Source organism: Gammaproteobacteria bacterium, from assembly GCA_035546635.1.
Taxonomy (GTDB): domain Bacteria; phylum Pseudomonadota; class Gammaproteobacteria; order JAURND01; family JAURND01; genus DASZWJ01.
The window spans coordinates 1-19,404 of the sequence record DASZWJ010000045.1 but is presented as its reverse complement, the minus strand read 5'-3'; the positions used below and the strand labels follow the sequence as shown (position 1 = coordinate 19,404).

At 41.5% G+C, this 19,404-nt stretch carries 13 protein-coding genes and 1 tRNA gene; 11 read left to right on the top strand and 3 right to left on the bottom strand.

The genetic code is table 11. The features are described 5' to 3' along the window. The first annotated feature begins 291 nt into the window (after positions 1-291). The 3 genes from VHE99_12070 to ligD all read left to right on the top strand — a co-directional run bounded on the left by VHE99_12070 (position 292) and on the right by ligD (position 5,670). On the top strand, positions 292-1,938 hold the full coding sequence (locus tag VHE99_12070) for an APC family permease (protein ID HVV69744.1): 1,647 nt from the start codon (positions 292-294) through the stop codon (positions 1,936-1,938). A gap of 268 nt (positions 1,939-2,206) precedes the next feature. Then, on the top strand, positions 2,207-3,001 hold the full coding sequence (locus VHE99_12065; GenBank protein ID HVV69743.1) for a Ku protein: 795 nt from the start codon (positions 2,207-2,209) through the stop codon (positions 2,999-3,001). Positions 3,002-3,087: 86 nt separating this feature from the next. Continuing rightward, positions 3,088-5,670, top strand: coding sequence for a DNA ligase D (gene ligD, locus VHE99_12060; protein HVV69742.1), 2,583 nt, complete (start codon positions 3,088-3,090; stop codon positions 5,668-5,670). A gap of 76 nt (positions 5,671-5,746) precedes the next feature. Here ligD and VHE99_12055 read toward each other — a convergent pair whose 3' ends face one another. Beyond that, complete coding sequence (locus VHE99_12055) at positions 5,747-6,241, bottom strand: hypothetical protein (protein HVV69741.1); 495 nt, start codon at positions 6,239-6,241, stop codon at positions 5,747-5,749. 227 nt (positions 6,242-6,468) lie between these two features. On the opposite strand from VHE99_12055, the gene VHE99_12050 reads away from it, so the two are divergent. Further along, the gene (locus VHE99_12050; GenBank protein ID HVV69740.1) at positions 6,469-7,725 is read left to right on the top strand and encodes a dicarboxylate/amino acid:cation symporter; all 1,257 of its coding nucleotides are present in this window, start codon (positions 6,469-6,471) and stop codon (positions 7,723-7,725) included. A 6-nt stretch (positions 7,726-7,731) separates the two neighbouring features. Here the strand turns inward: VHE99_12050 and VHE99_12045 are convergent, their stop codons facing one another. After that, positions 7,732-8,370: a response regulator gene (locus VHE99_12045; protein HVV69739.1), complete on the bottom strand. Its 639-nt coding sequence runs from the start codon at positions 8,368-8,370 to the stop codon at positions 7,732-7,734. A 166-nt stretch (positions 8,371-8,536) separates the two neighbouring features. Further along, the gene (locus VHE99_12040; GenBank protein HVV69738.1) at positions 8,537-8,692 is read right to left on the bottom strand and encodes a hypothetical protein; all 156 of its coding nucleotides are present in this window, start codon (positions 8,690-8,692) and stop codon (positions 8,537-8,539) included. A gap of 405 nt (positions 8,693-9,097) precedes the next feature. Between VHE99_12040 and VHE99_12035 the strand changes: the two genes are divergently transcribed. The 7 genes from VHE99_12035 (at position 9,098) to VHE99_12005 (ending at position 19,091) form a co-directional block, all read left to right on the top strand. Continuing rightward, positions 9,098-9,174: transfer RNA gene (locus VHE99_12035), tRNA-Met, on the top strand. A gap of 152 nt (positions 9,175-9,326) precedes the next feature. Next, complete coding sequence (rimP, locus tag VHE99_12030; protein ID HVV69737.1) at positions 9,327-9,788, top strand: ribosome maturation factor RimP; 462 nt, start codon at positions 9,327-9,329, stop codon at positions 9,786-9,788. A gap of 1 nt (position 9,789) precedes the next feature. Continuing rightward, positions 9,790-11,292 (top strand): transcription termination factor NusA, encoded by a 1,503-nt coding sequence (nusA, locus tag VHE99_12025; GenBank protein ID HVV69736.1) that lies wholly within the window; start codon positions 9,790-9,792, stop codon positions 11,290-11,292. Positions 11,293-11,524: 232 nt separating this feature from the next. After that, positions 11,525-14,035 carry a translation initiation factor IF-2 gene (gene infB / locus VHE99_12020; GenBank protein ID HVV69735.1) on the top strand — a complete coding sequence of 837 codons (2,511 nt, stop codon included), beginning with the start codon at positions 11,525-11,527 and terminating at the stop codon, positions 14,033-14,035. A 132-nt stretch (positions 14,036-14,167) separates the two neighbouring features. Further along, on the top strand, positions 14,168-14,560 hold the full coding sequence (gene rbfA / locus VHE99_12015; GenBank protein HVV69734.1) for a 30S ribosome-binding factor RbfA: 393 nt from the start codon (positions 14,168-14,170) through the stop codon (positions 14,558-14,560). After that, positions 14,541-15,458 carry a tRNA pseudouridine(55) synthase TruB gene (truB, locus tag VHE99_12010; protein ID HVV69733.1) on the top strand — a complete coding sequence of 306 codons (918 nt, stop codon included), beginning with the start codon at positions 14,541-14,543 and terminating at the stop codon, positions 15,456-15,458. The genes rbfA and truB overlap by 20 nt, the downstream gene beginning before the upstream one ends. Before the next feature lie 273 nt (positions 15,459-15,731). Further along, positions 15,732-19,091: a hypothetical protein gene (locus tag VHE99_12005; protein HVV69732.1), complete on the top strand. Its 3,360-nt coding sequence runs from the start codon at positions 15,732-15,734 to the stop codon at positions 19,089-19,091. The last annotated feature ends 313 nt before the right edge of the window (positions 19,092-19,404 follow it).

Here is a 19,404-nt window from a genome sequence, read left to right as displayed (position 1 = left end):
TCCGTTCTTCGCCCCTCGTATATCCAGTACAGAGCCAGCTGATTTGACTAGCCAAACCACCTTTTTTTTGACTAAAGCGACATCAGATTCCTAATGCGAAACACTGCGCCATATTAATAATTAACAAACAGACTGAGATTAACATGAAAAATAAGTTACTTATGGTTAAATTACGAATTGAAAAACCATCAAACTGAGTGTTACAATCACGCGTTTAGCATTTTATATACACTTGGCTCCCTGGTTCGCCTGGGTTTACCCTTCCCCATTTACCCGTGCAGGAGAACATTGATGGATGATGCATCACTTACATTGAAACCCAATTCCCTTGCTACATCCGCAACACAAACAAGAGCTGGCGAAGGCAGTTTGAAACGCTCAATTGGCTTAGTCCAACTGACCTTCATCGGCATCAGCTCAATCATTGGTTCTGGCTGGTTGTTTGGCGCTTTCCACAGCGCCAAAATTGCCGGTCCTGCCGCCATGTTATCCTGGATCATCGGAGCTTTCGCTCTCTTATTAATTGCACTGACCATTGCAGAAGTCGGTACCCGGTTTACACAATCAGGTGGTATCGCCCGCTATTTGGAATATACCCATGGCTCATTAACTGGCTTTTTGAGCGGCTGGGTCAATTGGCTGGGAATTGTGGCAGCTATTCCGACTGAAGCGGCTGCTTCCGTACAATATTTAAGCTCCATTCACGGTTTCAAAAATTTATTTGATGCCAGCACAGGCACCATGAGCTCTACCGGATTATTCGTAGCCAGTCTCTTGATGCTCGGGTATTTCTTCCTGAACTATTGGACGCTGAAGTTGTTCCTACGCTCTACTACCTTCGTCACTACCTTTAAACTGATTGTGCCTTTGTTATCCGCCGGCACCATTATCTGGGCTGGATTCCAACCGGCTAACTTTGGTAATAGCTGGCAAACCTTCGCGCCTTATGGGATGAATGGAGTATTTATCGCCATCGCTGCTGGCGGCATCATCTTTGCCTTCAATGGTTTCCAATCTATTGTGAATTTTGCTGGTGAAGCTAAAAACCCACACCGCACTATCCCTATTGCACTGATCTCCTCTATCTTAATCTGTCTGTTGATTTATTTAGTGTTGCAAGCTGGTTTTATAGGTGCATTAAATGGAAAAGACCTAGCCAGTGGCTGGCATGGCCTGAATTTTAATTCCCCGTTTGTACAATTAGCCTTAAGTTTTAACCTGAACTTGATTGCTATATTGCTCTATATTGACGCGGTAATTTCACCTTCGGGTACAGGTATTACGTATATGGGCTCGACGTCACGCATGCTATTTGGGATGCAGCGCAGTGGTTATATGCCCGGCGCCTTTGGCCAATTGCACCCCAAATATGCCATTCCTCGCAACGCCATGTGGGTCAGCTTAATCTTAGGGTTTATTTTCCTATGGATTTTTCGTGGCTGGGGACATTTAGCGAATGTGATTTCCATTATGAATACCCTATCCTATGTTGCAGGACCCTTGGCTGTTGCCGGTCTAAAGCGTATTGCACCCGATTGGCATAGTCCTTGCCGGATTCCTGGGATGCGCGCTATTGCACCCATTGCTTTTATCATCATGTCGCTGATTGTATTTTGGTCACGTTGGCCGTTAACCGGACAGGTATTGTTCGTCGTTTTCGCTGGGCTGTTTATTTATCTATTTTATCAGTTCAAAAACGGTTTGGCGGGCATTGGTCAGCATCTTAAAAGCGGTTGTTGGTTGGTCACTTATCTCTTGGTGATGGCGCTCTTATCATGGTTAGGCAGCACTGATTTTGGTGGCACTAATCTCCTTAAAGCCCCTTATGACCAGTTCGCAGTCGTTATCGCGGCTATCGTGTTTTATAACTGGGGTGCAAGAAGCGCCTGGAATACACCGCTGTTACAGAAGTTTCGTCAAGATAGTCAAATGCTTTAATTAGAATTGACATTATTCCTTCTCCCCTTGCGGGAGAAGGTGCCTGAAGGGCGGATGAGGGGTAAGCTTGCAGTAGCATTTACTATTTAAAGCCCATTCAAACATACCCCTCATCCGCCTATCGGGCACCTTCTCCCACAAGGGGAGAAGGAACCACTGCCCAGACTCAAATGTCTAAATTGCCCATTAACTCCCCCGCACCCTTTTTGCAATCCACCCACACTGACCTATACTTAATCCTAGGATTGTGTTTTTACAGGAGTATTTCATGCGTGCCCTTTGGGAAGGATCTCTGGTTTTTGGCTTAGTCAATATACCTATCAAACTTTATAGTGCTTCTGAAGAAAAAAGCCTGAGCTTTAATTTGTTACATAAAAAGGATAACTCTCCTATTCGTTATGCCAGAATTTGTAAGCTGGAAGACAAGGAAGTGCCTTACGAAGATATCGTGAAAGGCTATGAATATGAGAAAGGTGAATATGTGATTTTGACCGATAAAGATTTTGATAAAGCCCATGTCAACACAACACATACTATAGATATCATCGAATTCTCAGGTGAAGCAGAAATTGATATCCGCTATTTCGATAAACCGTATTACCTAGAACCCGATAGAGGCGCCAATAAAGCTTATGCTTTGCTGCGTGATGCGATGCATAAATCTAAAAAGATAGCCATTGCGAAATTTGTGTTGCACAACCGTGAACACTTAGGAGTTTTAAAATCTGTTGAGAATGTGTTGGTCTTGGACAAAATACGTTTTCTATCAGAAATTCGTTCACCAGAAGATCTCAAGCTTCCTGAACAAAATCTTACTAATAAACAAGAGCTTGATATGGCTTTAGCACTGATAAAACAATTAAGCCATCCCTTTAAGCCGGAAAAATTCCATGATACTTATGCTGAGGATCTACAAAATACCATACAAATTAAAACCCGAGGCAAGAAACCTAGCGCAAAAGTGAAGGCATTAAAGAAAACCACACCTGGTGATTTAATGAAAGTCCTTAAAGCCAGTTTAAAAAAGCCAACACGACCGGGTAAACATAAAAAGGTAGCTTGAAGAAAAGGGGCGCCTGTTATCCTGAGTGAGGAGGACAGGCACAATAGATAAAAGCCATAACAAGGACAGCTTTATCGGGAGGCTTTGTGCCATTAAAAAAATACCATGCCAAAAGGAACTTTGAAAAAACTCCTGAACCCCATGGATCTCGTGGCAAAAAAGCCAAATCTCGTTCCTTAATTTTTGTCATACAAAAACATGCGGCATCACATCTACACTATGATTTACGCCTGGAAATGCATGGCGTCTTAATCAGCTGGGCAGTGCCTAAAGGTCCTCCACTCCAACCTGGTGAAAAACATCTGGCCATTCAAGTCGAAGATCATCCCTTTGAATATAAAGATTTCGAAGGCGTTATTCCTAAAGGCAATTACGGCGCTGGAAAAGTCATCATTTGGGATAAAGGCACCTATGAGTCTGCAGATAACTCTATAGAAGATCCCAATCTGTATTTCAGCCAAGCCTTGGACAAAGGCCATATCGTTTTTATTTTACAAGGAAAGAAATTATCCGGTGAATTCGCACTAATAAGGACAAAACGTGGTCAGAAAAACAATTGGCTATTTATCAAAACTCAAAATAATACGCCGCATAAAAAACTGAAAATAACAGATAAGTCTGTTGTCAGTGGTTTAACCTTGGAACAAATCCATGATGATTCTCTCCAACAAGAACACTTCGATTTATTAGCTACCCCTAAAAAACCTATGCCAAACACGCTGTCGGTTATGCTTGCCACTGCTGTCACTCAACCAATCGATCAATCCGGATGGTTGCATGAAATTAAATGGGATGGTTACCGAATCGTGGCATTTTTAAATCAAAAACAGGTTAAACTCCACACGCGCAACCATCAAGACTATACACACCATTTCGCCACAGTCGCCACTGAATTAGCCAAACTTAAGTTAAAAGCTGTATTTGATGGTGAAATGGTGGTGGTAGATGATACAGGCCGCTCTCGCTTTCAGCTGATGCAGAAATATCAATCTGAAGGTGTAGGCCACCTCATTTATTATATTTTCGATGTAATCTGGTTCAATGGGTATGATTTACGCCAAATTCCGTTAATCCAAAGAAAACTCATATTGTCAAAAATTCTCCCTAAGCTTGAATATGTGCGCCTGAGTGAGCATGTAATGGAAAATGGTACACAATTTTTTAAAGCAGCCAAAACACTCCACCTAGAGGGTATTATGGCCAAAAAAGCCAACAGCGTTTACTCTGAAGGCAAACGCACCCGTAGTTGGCTCAAAATTAAATCACGACCGCAGCAAGAAGCTGTTATCTGCGGTTACACAGCACCTCGCGGCAGCCGTAAATTATTAGGTGCTCTAATTTTGGGGGTTTATGAGCGAGGTCATCTTCAATACATTGGACATACCGGCACAGGCTTTACTGAAAAAATAATTAAAGAATTAAAACCGCGTCTGGATCGCTTGGCACAAGAGCAATCACCATTTGAACGCATACCCAAAACTAATTCTCCCGTCACTTGGGTAAAGCCCCAATTAGTATGCGAGGTCGCTTTCCACGAATGGACAGCGGAGGGGCTATTGCGACAACCCGCATTTTTAGGATTAAGAACGGATAAACTGGCGCGCTCGGTTCATCGCGAATTACCTATTCCTACTGTTAAACTGATGCCTGCCCAAAAGTACCCCTCTAAACAGGATACTCAATCATCCAAGCTAACCAAAAGCAAGAGCCTTACAAACAGAAGTTCTAAAGAAAAACTGCAGAGTAAGTCAACCTTTTTAAGTCAAAACAATGAAGTCATTATGAAGGTGAATCGACATCCATTAAAGCTGACACACTTAAACAAAGTCTATTGGCCTAAATCTGGATATACTAAAAGAGATTTAATTGAATACTATCATTCAGTCGCAAAATTCATTTTGCCTTATTTAAAAAACCGGTTGCAGGTATTACATCGCTTTCCTGAGGGAGTAGATGAGCCTGGCTTTTATCAAAAAAATATTGTGCATGTGCCCTCATGGCTGCATACAGTGCCTATTCACTCAGAAGGGGAGCAACGCAAAGTTCACTATTTGCTTTGCGAAAATGAGGCAAGCTTGCTTTACATGGTTAATTTAGGCTGCATTGATATGAATCCCTGGTTATCAAAATATACCTCTCTTGCGAAACCAGATTTTTGTGTCCTCGATTTAGATCCTTATGGAATCGACTTTGAGGCTGTGGTTGAAGTCGCTCATTCAATACATAAATTTTTAGAGCACTTGAAGGTCAATCACTATTGCAAAACTTCCGGCGCTACGGGGCTGCATATTTTCATACCCCTAAAAGGAAAATATACATTTGAACATTCTAGGCAATTTGCCGAACTGATTTTTTCCTATATCCATGAGAAAATTCCTGACATAACCAGCCTTGAGCGTATGCCTAAACGGCGTAAGGGTAAAGTGTACCTGGATTTTTTGCAAAACCGCATCGGTCAGACTATCGCCGCACCCTATTCTGTGCGTCCTCGGCCTGATGCGACGGTTTCAACTCCTCTTCAATGGAGAGAACTAAAGCCTGGATTGAGTCCGCAACAATTTACCATGGAAACCATTCATAAACGTTTGGCGAAAGAGGGAGATATTTGGTTACCTATATTGAAATCTGGAGTGAATATTAAAGAAGTTCTAAAAAATCTGGAGGGATAGGGGTGTAGTTTTTTGAAAAAAGATAGTTTATTCCCTGGGAGCACGAATTGACCGCGCTCCAGGGAACACCAGAAGTTTAATGTAAAACTGCTCTGGACTCACTAACTGCAGTTTTTCGTACAACTTTCCTTTTAGCTTTGGGCTTAGATTTCCTTGTCAGTTTGGAAATGTTTTTGACCCAAATCTTTTCTGCTTGCTGGTTAGCTTTATGTAAAGCCGTAAATCTCTTGTGTCCTGCCTGCAGAGAATTTTTTTCGACCTTTAAAGCATCTATTGCCTTTTCAAGGATGTTTAATGCAACCTTGGCTTTTAGCAAATTAGCTCCAGGCTTGCTTCCCTTAGCAGCAGGTTTGGCTTTTGACTTAGCTTTTTTGAGTTCCTGTACCTTACGGACAATCGCTTTTTCAACATCCGATAAGGCTTTAGGATAGATTTTTTTCAATTTTGCATGGTCTGCCGCCAAACAAGATTCCAATGCACGAACCTGCACTGAAAATCCAGATGTTTTAGCTTTGGGAGTAGAAGTACGTTTAGCGCTTTTAGCACGTTTAACAGTACGTTTAGTTGGCATTGCTTAGTTCCTCCTTGAATTGGAAAAGATGATAAAACGTTGTGATTTTAACATATTATTGAGATGTCAAGTCAACAATTAATAACAATTCTAGCTATTTTTATATGATTTAAGGAAAATATTTCGAATTAAGTGACGATTTCAAACTGAATCTAGTATATTTATAGCCTTTAGATACCAAAATATTTTTGCCTTTTTAACGAAAGGATCTCAACTGGAACTCCACAATGCAAATTGACCATAAAAAACTCCAATCTTATTTATTCCTAATTATATTAATTGTCGCGATTCTACTCGGCTCAATGACAGGATATTGGCTTGGGGATAAAGCAGTTGTTTTAAAACCACTGGGTGATATTTTTTTGAATTTAATGTTCACCGTAGTCGTTCCATTAGTGTTTTTCAGTATTTCTGCTGCCATTGCAAGTATGGGTGAATTAAAGCAAGTATGGAAGGTTATTTCCAATATGTTTCTGACCTTTATTTTCACCGGTATTGTGGCTGCGGCTTTCATGATTTTTGTTGTTAAGCTATTTCCGCCAGCGCAAGGTGTATTTTTAAAGCTGCCACAAACCACAACAACCACTGCGCAATTACCTAGTGTCGGAGAACAGATCGTCAACATCTTCACAGTTTCTGATTTTATGAAATTATTCTCACGAGAAAATATTTTGGCGCTCATCTTCTTTTCAGGTCTCGTCGGTTTAGCCACTACCACTTTGGGACGTAAAAGAAAACTTGTTAACCTATTTCTACAAGCCGGCACTGAAATTTCCATGAAAGCAGTTTCCTATGTTATGTATTATGCACCGATTGGTTTTTTTGCTTATTTTGCTGTGTTAGTTGGAGAACTAGGCCCAAAGTTATTAGAATCCTATTTTCGCGCGACTTTAATCTATTATTCTTCTGCACTCTTATATTTTATTGTGGGCTATTCTTTTTATGCTTACCTGGCTCTAAAAACCCGCGGTATTAAGATATTTTGGAAAAATTCATTAGTCCCAATTATGACCTCGCTTGCAACATGTAGCAGTGCCGCTAGCATTCCTGCTAATTTATATGCGGCTAGAACCATGGGAATTCCTAAAGAAGTTTTTGAGACAGTCATTCCGATTGGCGCCATTTTACATAAAGATGGTTCAACTTTGGGTGGGATTGTTAAAATCGCTTTTTTATTTGGTATTTTTCATATGAACTTTTCAGGACTGCCGATATTACTGACAGCTTTACTGGTGGGGTTATTAGTGGGAACAGTTATGGGTGCAATTCCAAGTGGCGGAATGGTTGCAGAAGTATTAATTCTTTCGCTTTATGGTTTTCCACCACAAGCTTTGATTGTTATCGCAGCGATCACTATTTTGATTGATCCACCGGCAACCATGCTGAATGTTTTAGGTAATAGTGTATGCAGCATGCTGGCAGCGCGTTTAGTTGTTGGAAAAAATAGGCTGATATCTCAAATACAAGGCGAGGCGGCGAAATAAAATAGCTTATATTTCTACCATTCCATGTTCTATGGCAATACGAACAGCTTCTACATCTGTTTTCGCCTTTAGCTTTTTTAACAAATTACATTGATAACCATTAATTGTTTTTTTACTAAGACAAAGTTTATCAGCGATTTCATCTGTCTCCATACCGTCGGCTACCATCAGCAGAACTTGTAATTCACGCTCCGATAAGTGCGCAAAAGGCGAAGCATTTTCTGCTGGAGCAATATGAAACATGGCAATGTTTTCTGCCATAGTTGCATCAATGTAGCGGCCGCCCTCATATACAGTTCGAATGGCTACTAGCATTTGTTCAGCACTTGCCTGTTTACTTAAATACCCAGCAACCCCCATTTCAATTAAACGTGCGGGAATAAGTCCATCTACACGAGCACTGACAATCAGAATTTTGGTTAATGGATTACTGCGTAGCAACCGCGCTATAGCTTCAAAACCACCTATGCCTGGCATGTTCAAATCCATAATAATCACATCAGGCGAAAGTTCACGCGTCAAACGGATTGCATCTTCACCATTTTCTGCTTCGCCAATAATCTCAAAATCCTGAGCATCATTCAGCATCAGTTTAAACGCTGTGCGTACTAATTCATGGTCATCCACTAACAAAACTCGAATCATACTGACACTCCTTCTTTATTTAAGAAAATGTGTTTACTACGAAGATGCTATGGGTAAAATATGAATAACGAGCAAAACCTAGTCATTTTGCAGCCGTTTAATGGGAAGGAAAAAAGATTTGCAAGAAGAAAATGAGTCCTAGACGCATCATTGCATTTTGACCCAATTACTTATCAGCAATTTTAGATTCATCTGAATCTAAATCAATTTCGGATGGATGAGAAACCCAAAGATCGTGCAGCCTTTTAGCTGCTGGGAAGTTATCAGTTTCAAGATAATAGAGGACTTGCTTTTGTACTGGTTCAGGTAACTCCATTAACATACTTGACCCTTACAATATTGAATAAACTGATATAGAATAGCCAATCGGTACATAGTCCGGTTTGACCACTGCAAACTATGTACCGAATTGCCATAAAGGTGAAATCACTTGGTTCGTGGCAGCATCCTTGCAGCCTGCATCCTTCCCTAGATGCATCATCCATGAACTGAGGCTCCTATAAATTCAAGTTCCCTGCGCCCCAAGTGATTTCTCGATAAGTATTACACCATACTCCTTATGATTAAAATGTAGGTAAACGGCGGAACTTATTGTAGGCAAATGGCTGGTCTTATGCCTTACAACCTAGGTCAATCATAGTCAGGTTCAAGCCTTTGAAATCGGATTTCACTTTATAGTACTTGAGTTTAGGCAACAGATTAGTTATTATGGTTCGGTTAGATGCACCGCGGGGTGGAGCAGTCTGGCAGCTCGTCGGGCTCATAACCCGAAGGTCGTAGGTTCAAATCCTGCCCCCGCTACCAAATAAAAATGTAAAAAACTATGATACGCATTTCGGCCAGTAGTTGAAACTCAGTATATATACTCAAACACTTCGAGTATAGCGCCTGGAAATGTATATAGCTTTAGTAAAAATGGGCTGATTGCCCATTTTTTATTTGTACCTGGGGTAAATATGACTGTTTCATCGGAGCTGGAAAATACAATTGCACCCGCCATTTCCGCTTTAGGCTTTGAGCTAGTGAATTGCGCCATTGTTTCCGAAGGTCATAGGAAAACTTTACGTGTATTTGTCGATAATCCAGAAGGGGGCGTGACCGTAGACGATTGTATGCGGATCAGCCAGCAAATCAGTGCCGTGCTGGATGTCTCAACACTCATCCTGGGACAATATAACCTTGAAGTGTCTTCTCCAGGGCTTGATCGCCTTTTAATTACAAAGGCACATTACCAACGTTTTCTAGGCAGACGGGTGCGCATCAAACTACGTAATGCACTGGATGGTAGACGCAACTTTTCCGGGGAATTGCAAGGCGTCTTTGATACCACCGTACGCATCCACTCCGAAGATGGAACGTTTGATTTAGAATTAGAAAATATTGAGAAAGCCAATCTCATACCAGAATTGAGGTTTTAGCATGAACAAAGACATCTTATTAATCGTCGATTCCTTATCCAATGAAAAAGGAGTGGACAAATCTGTTATTTTCGAGGCTGTCGAAGCCGCCCTTGCAGCAGTTGCGGCAAGACGATATGAAGATGATGTTTCAATACGCGTCTCCATAGACCAAAAAACCGGTGACTATGAAACATTCAGGTTTTGGACGATATCCGAAGATCCCGAAGAAGTCGAAGATTTCCCAGGAAAATACCTTTTGCTACAAACTGCTGTGATAGATCACCCCGGATTAGTAGCCGGTGATGTGATTGAAGAACCCATAGAATCCGTCGAATTTGGCCGAATCGAAGCCCAGCAAGCGAAACAAGTACTGATGCAAAAGGTACGCGAAGCCGAACGTAAAAAAATAGAAGACCGATATCAAAAACGCATAGGCGAACTTATCACCGGTGTCATCAAAAAAGCCACTCACGACAGTATTATTCTCGATCTTGGCGATGGTGCAGAAGGCTTAATTACTCGCGATGAAATGATTCCACGTGAAGTGGTTAGAACTGGCGATCGTTTGCGTGGCTACCTTTATGCTATACGTGGTGACAAACGTGGGCCCCAATTGTTAATCAGCCGCACCCATCCGCAAATGCTGGCAGAGCTATTCAAAATCGAAGTACCTGAAATTGGCGAACAAGTGATTGAAATCAAAGCCGTTGCCCGCGATCCAGGTTCACGCGCAAAAATCGCTGTTAAAACCAACGATGGCCGTATTGATCCCATTGGCGCCTGCGTCGGTATGCGTGGCGCTCGCGTACAAGCAGTTTCTGGCGAATTAGGTGGCGAACGCATCGATATTGTACTCTGGGATGACAACCCCGTGCAGCTGGTCATTAATGCCATGGCGCCTGCTGAAGTAGTCTCCATCATGGCTGATGAAGAAACTAAAATCATGGACGTCGCCGTGCGCGAAGATCAACTGTCACAAGCCATTGGCCGAAATGGCCAAAATGTGCGCCTAGCCAGTGATTTGACCGGATGGAAGCTGAATGTGATGACTGCACAAGAAGCCAATGAGAAACATACTGCTGAGGCTGAACGTTTAAAACAAAATTTTATGCAGGAGCTCAACCTGGATGAAACAATAGCAGCCGCACTCGTTCAAGATGGTTATACTAGCCTTGATGAACTGGCTTTTGCCGCCATTGAAGAAATAGCAGCTATACCTGGCCTGGATACAGATACTGCCAATGATCTTCAGGACAGAGCACGTGACCTACTATTGGCTAAAGAACTTGAGGCTCAGCTAAATGTATCCGAACCCGCACAAGACTTGCTGGATCTTCCAGGTATGACAGCGGAACTCGCGTACCAATTAGCCAATAACGGCATCATCACCCAAGAAGATTTGGCAGAACAGGCTGTAGATGATATCAGCGCAATTGAAGGACTCGATGAACAACTAGCTGCTAAGCTTATCATGGCCGCCCGCGCGCCATGGTTTGCCGAAGATGAACCTGAGAAAAAATAGCGTAACCATTATGTGGTTACCAAAATGTAACCGTTCAGGCACCCTACTAAACCAGACACAAACGGTCAGATTTTTCCAAGGTCGCCCCTAAAATTTCGGGAAAAAGCGCAGCATACATGGGAGTATGTGAGCATTTTTCCCGAAATTTTAGGGGTGAAATTGGGGAAATATGGCCGTTTCCATCTAGTGGCTGAACGCTTACACCACAATAGATTGTATTGAGGAATAAATAATGGCCGAAGTAACAGTCAGACAATTTGCTAAATCCATTGGCATTACCACCGAAGACCGGCTAGAACGGCTACTGATGTCTTTGCAGAAAATCGGCATCGTTGTCAACAATGCTGATGAACCTCTGACGCTGACCGGTGAACAAAAACGTACCTTATTGGCATCTTTTAAAAGCGGTCAAAGCAAAATTGTGGCTACTCCCTCGCCTGCTGCTGAAAAAATAACTTATACAGAAACTAAAGTGGATTCGTTACGCCAGCCCGGCAAACCTTCCACCAGTGCAGTGCCCGTCATCATCCGCCGTAAGAAATCAGTAGTAGTCGAACAAAAAGCCATTCCTCCAGTACCGACCCCAGAACCTACTCCCTCCCCTATCCCCGAAATACCGACAGAAACTATTGCTGAAAAACCAGAAGCGCCACAAACCGAATCTATAGGACCCATTGAAGCCCCAGTGGAAATTCAAGCGGAGCAACTGACAGAAACAAAAACCACTGCTGCTATTGAAACTGCTCCAACACGCGCGCAAGAACCCAAACCAACTAAAGCCCCAGTTTACGAAGCCGAAGACAAAAAACGTACTAAAAAGAAAAAAGAACGTCGGACGGAGCGACATGGCGCACATGAAATTCCCAGAGGTGATGAGGAAGAATTGGAATATCATCCCCGTCATAGAAGAGGACCTAAAAAAGCACAAGCGGTGGGTGCTGGTGCCAGCCTTACCCGTGAGCATGGCTTTTCTAAGCCCACTGCCCCTTTAATTCGTGAAGTGATTATACCTGAAACCATCACCGTAGCTGATTTAGCTCAAAAAATGTCAATTAAAGCCGCTGAAGTCATTAAATCCATGATGAAACTTGGCGCACTAGTGACGATCAATCAGGTAATAGACCAAGAAACCGCCTCCATTGTGGTTGAAGAAATGGGGCATAAACCTAAACTACTGAATATCAACGCCCTAGAAGAAAGTTTGCAACTTGAAAGTGAAGAGGAACAGCACACCACAACCCGTGCACCTGTTGTCACCATTATGGGACACGTCGATCATGGTAAAACCTCATTACTAGATTACATTCGCCGCACTAAAGTCACCAGCAGTGAAGCAGGTGGCATCACCCAGCATATAGGTGCCTACCAGGTAAATACTGCCAAAGGCGTCATCACTTTTCTGGATACGCCAGGCCATGAAGCCTTTACCGCCATGCGTGCCCGCGGCGCCAAATGTACCGACTTGGTGATTTTAGTTGTGGCCGCTGACGACGGCGTGATGCCACAAACCATAGAAGCCATTCAACACGCCAAAGCGGCCAAGGTACCCATGATCGTCGCCATTAATAAGATGGATAAACCCGGCACTGATCCAGATCGTGTGCGCCTTGAGCTGTCGAAATATGAGGTTATTTCTGAAGATTGGGGTGGTGATACCATGTTTCAGCAGATATCAGCTAAAACCGGCCAAGGCGTGGACGACCTCTTGGATAGAATACTACTGCAGGCAGAGTTGTTGGAATTAAAGGCCCCGGTTGACAGCCCAGCCCGTGGTATTGTCATTGAGTCACGACTAGATAAAGGCCGTGGACCTGTGGCAACTATTTTAGTGCAAAGCGGCACCTTGCATAAGGGTGATATTCTATTAGCAGGCGGTGAATACGGCCGTGTCCGTGCCATGATTGATGATCTCGGTCATACACGCGACAGCGCCATTCCTTCCACCCCGGTCGAAATACTTGGCTTATCAGGTACTCCTAGCGCAGGTGATGAAGCTATCGCCGTCCCCACAGAGAAAAAAGCCCGTGAAGTCGCCCTATTCCGTCAAGGGAAATACCGCGATATCAAGTTAGCTAGACAGCGCGCTTCTAAATTGGAAAATATCTTTTCACAAATGGGCGAAGGCAAGGTTAATGCGCTTAACATCGTGCTTAAAGGCGATGTGCAAGGTTCAGTTGAAGCCATCAGTGATGCATTAACGAAATTGGCCACTGAAGAAGTAAAAGTAAATATCATCGCTAGCGGTGTAGGCGGCATTACCGAGTCCGATGTCAATTTAGCCATTGCTTCTTCTGCTATTCTGATTGGCTTTAATGTCCGCGCCGATGCCAGTGCTAGAAAATTGGTAGAAACAGAAGGCGTGGATTTGCGTTATTACAGCATTATCTACAACTTGATAGACGAAATTAAAGCAGCGCTAAGTGGTATGTTAAAACCTGAATATAAAGAAACCATAACTGGTCTAGCCCAAGTAAGAGATGTCTTCCGATCCTCAAAAATTGGCGCTATTGCAGGTTGCTTAGTCATTGAGGGTGTAGTCAGACGCCATAGTTCTATTCGGGTGTTGAGAGACAATGTTGTCGTGTTCACAGGTAAACTAGAGTCTCTGCGCAGATTTAAAGATGATGTTAACGAAGTGAAAAGTGGCACCGAGTGCGGTATTGGTGTTAAAGATTATAATGATGTGAAAGTCGGCGATCAGATTGAGGTGTATGAAACACAGGAAATTACACGACAGTTGTAAAAATGCTTCTTCTACTCTCAACCCAACTAATTTCTTTCTTCCACAAAGATCATACCCCCCCCTTTGAAAAAGGGGGGGAAAGTACCTTCCTTTTTCCATAGGTGAAGATGCTTATGCCCCAGGAACCCTAACATGAGTCATACTTCTTTTAACCGCATGCAACGCATAGCGGATCAAATTCAACGCGAATTAGCCGTATTACTCACTACCAAAGCACATGATCCTCGCTTTCATACAGTGTCCATCACAGCGGTAGATGTTTCACCTGACATGGCAAATGCCACTGTGCTCATCAGCCAATTGGACGAACAACATATTCAAGCCACATTAGCTGCTCTCAACAAAGCAGCTGGCTTTCTACGCTATGAATTAGCACATACACTCAACTTAAGAATCACCCCTAAATTACATTTTATTTATGACGAATCAATCAGCAAAGCAGATCGAATTGATCGCTTAATCAATCAAGCCATCCAAGAAGAGGAAGCTAAAGGAGAAAACAAAGGTGAACAAACCCCGAAGTAACAGGCGCGCTGTTAATGGTATTTTATTATTAGACAAACCCGAAGGTATGTCTTCCAATGCTGCATTGCAGATTGTGAAAAGATTATTTGAGGCCAATAAAGCTGGACATACCGGCAGCCTAGATCCCTTGGCCAGTGGTATGCTGCCTATCTGTTTTGGCGAGGCCACCAAGTTCAGTCAATTTTTATTGGAAGCGGATAAATATTACCGAGTCACCGCAAAATTAGGTATTAAAACGACTACTGGAGACCGTGAAGGCGAAGTGGTGTGCCAACGCTCCATACCTACGATTACCGCAGATTTGTTGCATTCGCTGTTTAACCAATTTGCCGGCTCTATTGAACAAGTGCCCTCTATGTTTTCGGCGATCAAACACAACGGACAACCTTTATATAAATTAGCACGTCAAGGCATAGAAATACCGCGTGAATCACGCCAAGTTACTATTCATGAACTTATACTGCTTGAGGCCGGTAGCGATTATTTCAGCTTTGAAGTACGCGCAAGCAAAGGCACCTATATTCGTACCCTAGTTGAAGACATGGGAGAAACTTTAGGCTGTGGTGCGCATGTCACCCAACTACGCCGCTTAAGCGCCGGACCCTACCAGCCTGAGCAAATGCAAACTTTGTCCCACCTGGAACAACTACAACAGACACAATCTAAAGAGCTACTGGATTCCTATTTACTGCCGGTTGATAGCTCCATCGCCACTTGGCCACTCTTGCCCTTATCAGAAGCGGCAATTTATTATCTAAAACAAGGACAGCCCGTTATCATCCCCCATGCTCCCACCGACGGCTGGGTGCGCCTATCACATAAAAATGGCGCTTTTATCGGGGTAGGTGAAATTCTCAAAGATGGACGAGTTGCGCCTCGTCGGCTGGTGCAGAATTGAATTTAATGGAATATTTGTAACTTTATCTATTTCTAACGCACTCCAAATTTAATGCGTTCGGCCTGATATCCTGCGACTTGATCGCGGGATATCAGGCGGATGGCACTAAGCCTATTTCTCTTAATTATCTTTCTCAATTCTAAAACTTATTGCAGTACTACCTCTTTTATTTTAAAAACATTTAAAATGCGTAATTTTTACGGTATTGACTATATTTCGCATAGATAACAAAATATAAGCAATTTATAATCATAATTGAGGTGAAAAAATAAAATGGAGGAACTCAAAAAAGAAACACTTAGCCAAGTCAAAAAAAGAACAACAGGTCAATCAGAAGAACCCTCTCCCCCATCTTCAGAACCAGCTGAAAATGGTGTTGAATCCAGCGATACCCTTATTTTAAATTATGGCAGAATCAATCCACAGTCAGGAGAAGGCTATTTATTTGAAAAAATACTATTATGCTGCTATCAATGCTTAAATAATAACAATAATTTTCTAGATATTCAGAAACTCTGTGATTGGTTTCACACGCATTGGAATATAACAATTGGCTTTGAAAAAGCTAGCTTCTACACACTATTTCCTGCAAACATTCATTTTAAACCGACATTTAATCCACATATCTTCACAGCTTCCAGCGCTTTTCCTGATAGCAAATTACCTGGAGAAATGAAAGAATTTGCCCATGAATACGCGGAAATGAAAAACCTGCTTGGCAGTAGTCCATCAACTCTAAAAAGAGCATGTCTACTCTTAATTGCCATATTGATCGATCGCATTTATTCCAATACCAAATATATGGATATTCGCGAGCGTAATATCATTTTAGATAGAGTTTTGAATTTTCTACAAATGCTACAACGTAGCCAAGGATTCTATTTTTTACGTGAAGGTACACATTTTAAACAATATCTACAACCAGCAATCACCACTTTAACCGATGGTTTGGACGAAGTTAAATCTATCATCAATCAGCCAAAACAAATACCTACCTGGCTGCGCGACTACCTTGAGCATGCGAAAAACATCATAGACGGCCTGCCCCTTTATACACATTACATGCTGCAGGGCACAGACATCAAAATCGCTTCGATAAAATACGCTTTAGAAGAGATCTATAAAAAATATATCAGTATCCTCTCTGGCGAAGAGAGGACTATCTCATTAACACGCTTAAAAGAAGTCAAACAAACGGTAGGTCAAGCCAGTTTAATTATCAAAACCAATACAGAAAAAGAAAAAGTACAACTCGCTATAGAAGATATCAGAAAGTTAATCACAGATAAAAAAATCAGCCTTTCGCAAGCTGGATTTTATATTGACTATATATTGAATCAACCTCAGGGAATGTCGCACCTAGAACAGGCCACACAAGGAAAAATAACCTTCTTTTTAAGCGCGGATCAATTTTTAAGAGAGCTAATTTATAATCCCGGTTTCTGTCAAGCTATATTTACAGATGTCATTGTCAAAGAAGGTTTAGATTACTACTGTAAATTGACAACTAACAAAGACATGCTGGAATGCTCTTTGACCCTGCTGCGTCAACATGTGCTAAGGACTGATAAGACCATAAAAAGTGCCGCAGAAGACAAAAAACAACAAGGAAATCCCATACAATTTCTAGAACTGGCTGAACGGGCACTTAAACCACAGTTAATTGATTTTAGCTTTGAATCCAACGCCTATCTTACTGCATGGGCTCCAGGTGTATTTTCAGTATTTCAAAAAGAATCAAAAAAAACAACCGTGCAAACTGCCTCCAGAGAATATTTCAATTTACTATGTCTTTTAACCGCAGTGAATCAGGAATTAGCTGCTTATAGCTGGTTCATCCAAACATTAGAAAAAGCTTGCTTTAGCAGTGGTTCACTGCAAGTCACTATTCTACATAGAAAATTCTTAATCAATTTAAGTCAGCGCACCCTAGATCCTTTACAGATGGTCAAAAAGGCATTATTTGAATTTCGCAATCCTCGAAGAGAATCGGCTAAAGAAATACTCGTTGCAGAAGCCACGCGTATTAATAAACCTTTGTCAAACAAATGGGCTAGTATCGGACTGGAAGTAGCAAAAAAAGAATTTTTTATCAAAATGATCTCTTCTATCAGCGAATTAGATTATGTCTGCCGAAGTCTGGATGATTATGTGAACGATACTGTAATCCAAAGGCATATTAAACAAACAGCTGAAATTGATAGAATGTTAGAAATGGCTGCTTCGATTACCATGCCAGATGTAGAGGAGTATATGCGTAGCGCCAGACAATTTAGCGAAGATGCGCGCAAACGTTTAAGTGATTTTTTACACCCACCTAAACTTGAAAAATCAACTCCGCTATCACCCTCTGTGGAACCCAAAGATGCAAAAATACCACCTGGAGTTTTATCTAAAATCAGTATGTTTACCACGCCATTAAAATTGAGAAGATCCATAGATAACGACAAAAAATTAGTCCATATGCTGGCTGATCTATGCTTTACAAACAAAGGAGTGCTCGATTTAACGACAGAATCCCCTTCATTTAGGAGATTTTTTAGACAGAGCGATGATTTAGTGACCGATCAGGCTAAATATAATTGCGCCATCTCATTATTAAATGCAACTGAAGCCTGTATCTCATCAATTCAAATGCATGAGCTCTATCACTTAACTGGGGCCATTGCACTTATCATAAAATTACTCAGCCCTGACAACATTTTCTTTCTCACCCAAGCTAATTTATACGAGTCTTTGCAAGATAAGCTAAAAATATTAAATGCAACCTTAATGTTATTCAAAGAGCAAAAACCTACCCCAGAGGATGCCAAACAAATCGCAGATATTTTTCAGAGCATTGGTCAGGAATTATCTTCAGTCTACGTTATAGAACAATCCATCTTGCAAGAAGCTAACGAAATCATTAATAAATTCTGTAATCTTTATTGCAGTAGGTATGGATTATCATTACCCATCAAAAATGCCGCTCTATCCCTAAGGAATACTGCAGCCCATGAATTGGACTACAGTCAAATCAAAAAACTATTTGCCATATTTGAAAAAAATAAACGTTTTATTTGCAAGATTATTTATGCACATTCATTGACGAAAAGTTTAGTGTCTAATTATTATTTGCAGGACGAACGAACTTGTTTAGTTAATTACATGACTAATTCTATCACAGATACCATCTGCGATTATTGCCTAGAAAAGGATAAATTAGCGACGCGTAAAAAGTTCAGACCACGCATTAAAAAATTGTTCAACATTTTCACTCCCGATTGCACGCAAAATTTAGTTTATGATAAATTTTTTACTGCAGAAACCTGTTTTAGGTTACACAGATCATTTAATCTTCCCATCAGCTTTAATTTTGATAACGACGCTTACGAATACACCGTGGATAAAGAAAAAAAATATTCAGCCCCTAAAATAGCACCCGAAGCTGTAAATATGCTTTTATTTATGTTAAATGCCTTACGCAGAATTGATAGAAATATTATTACCAGATTACCTAAATCATATAATAAGCATGAAGAACAGCAGGCTGATCTTTACCTGCAATTTAAACAGGAGGTAGAGCACATAATGAATTATGACATCACACCTACAGACAAAAAACAAACCTCAACTTCTATTTCCAAGGATTAAAATAACTATTTGTTACAAGATTGAAACGGCCATCCCGCAAGGGAATTTCCGTCGGTCATATTTTCCCAATCTCATCATTTGTACTACCCTCAACTATGAAAACCATTTTTATCTTAAGTGCACCTCTAGAAATTATCTTTTTGTTCAAATCCGCCTTGACTTGCACAAAAATCCGCGTTGCCTCATCATTTTACCTAACTTTAGGAGGCTCCAACGTTGACTCAGAAATCACCTAACCCAAATAAGTAAAAATTTTATAGTAATATTATCAATATTATCTGTGGGCGAAGTGTGGGTAAGGTTGTGGGCGACA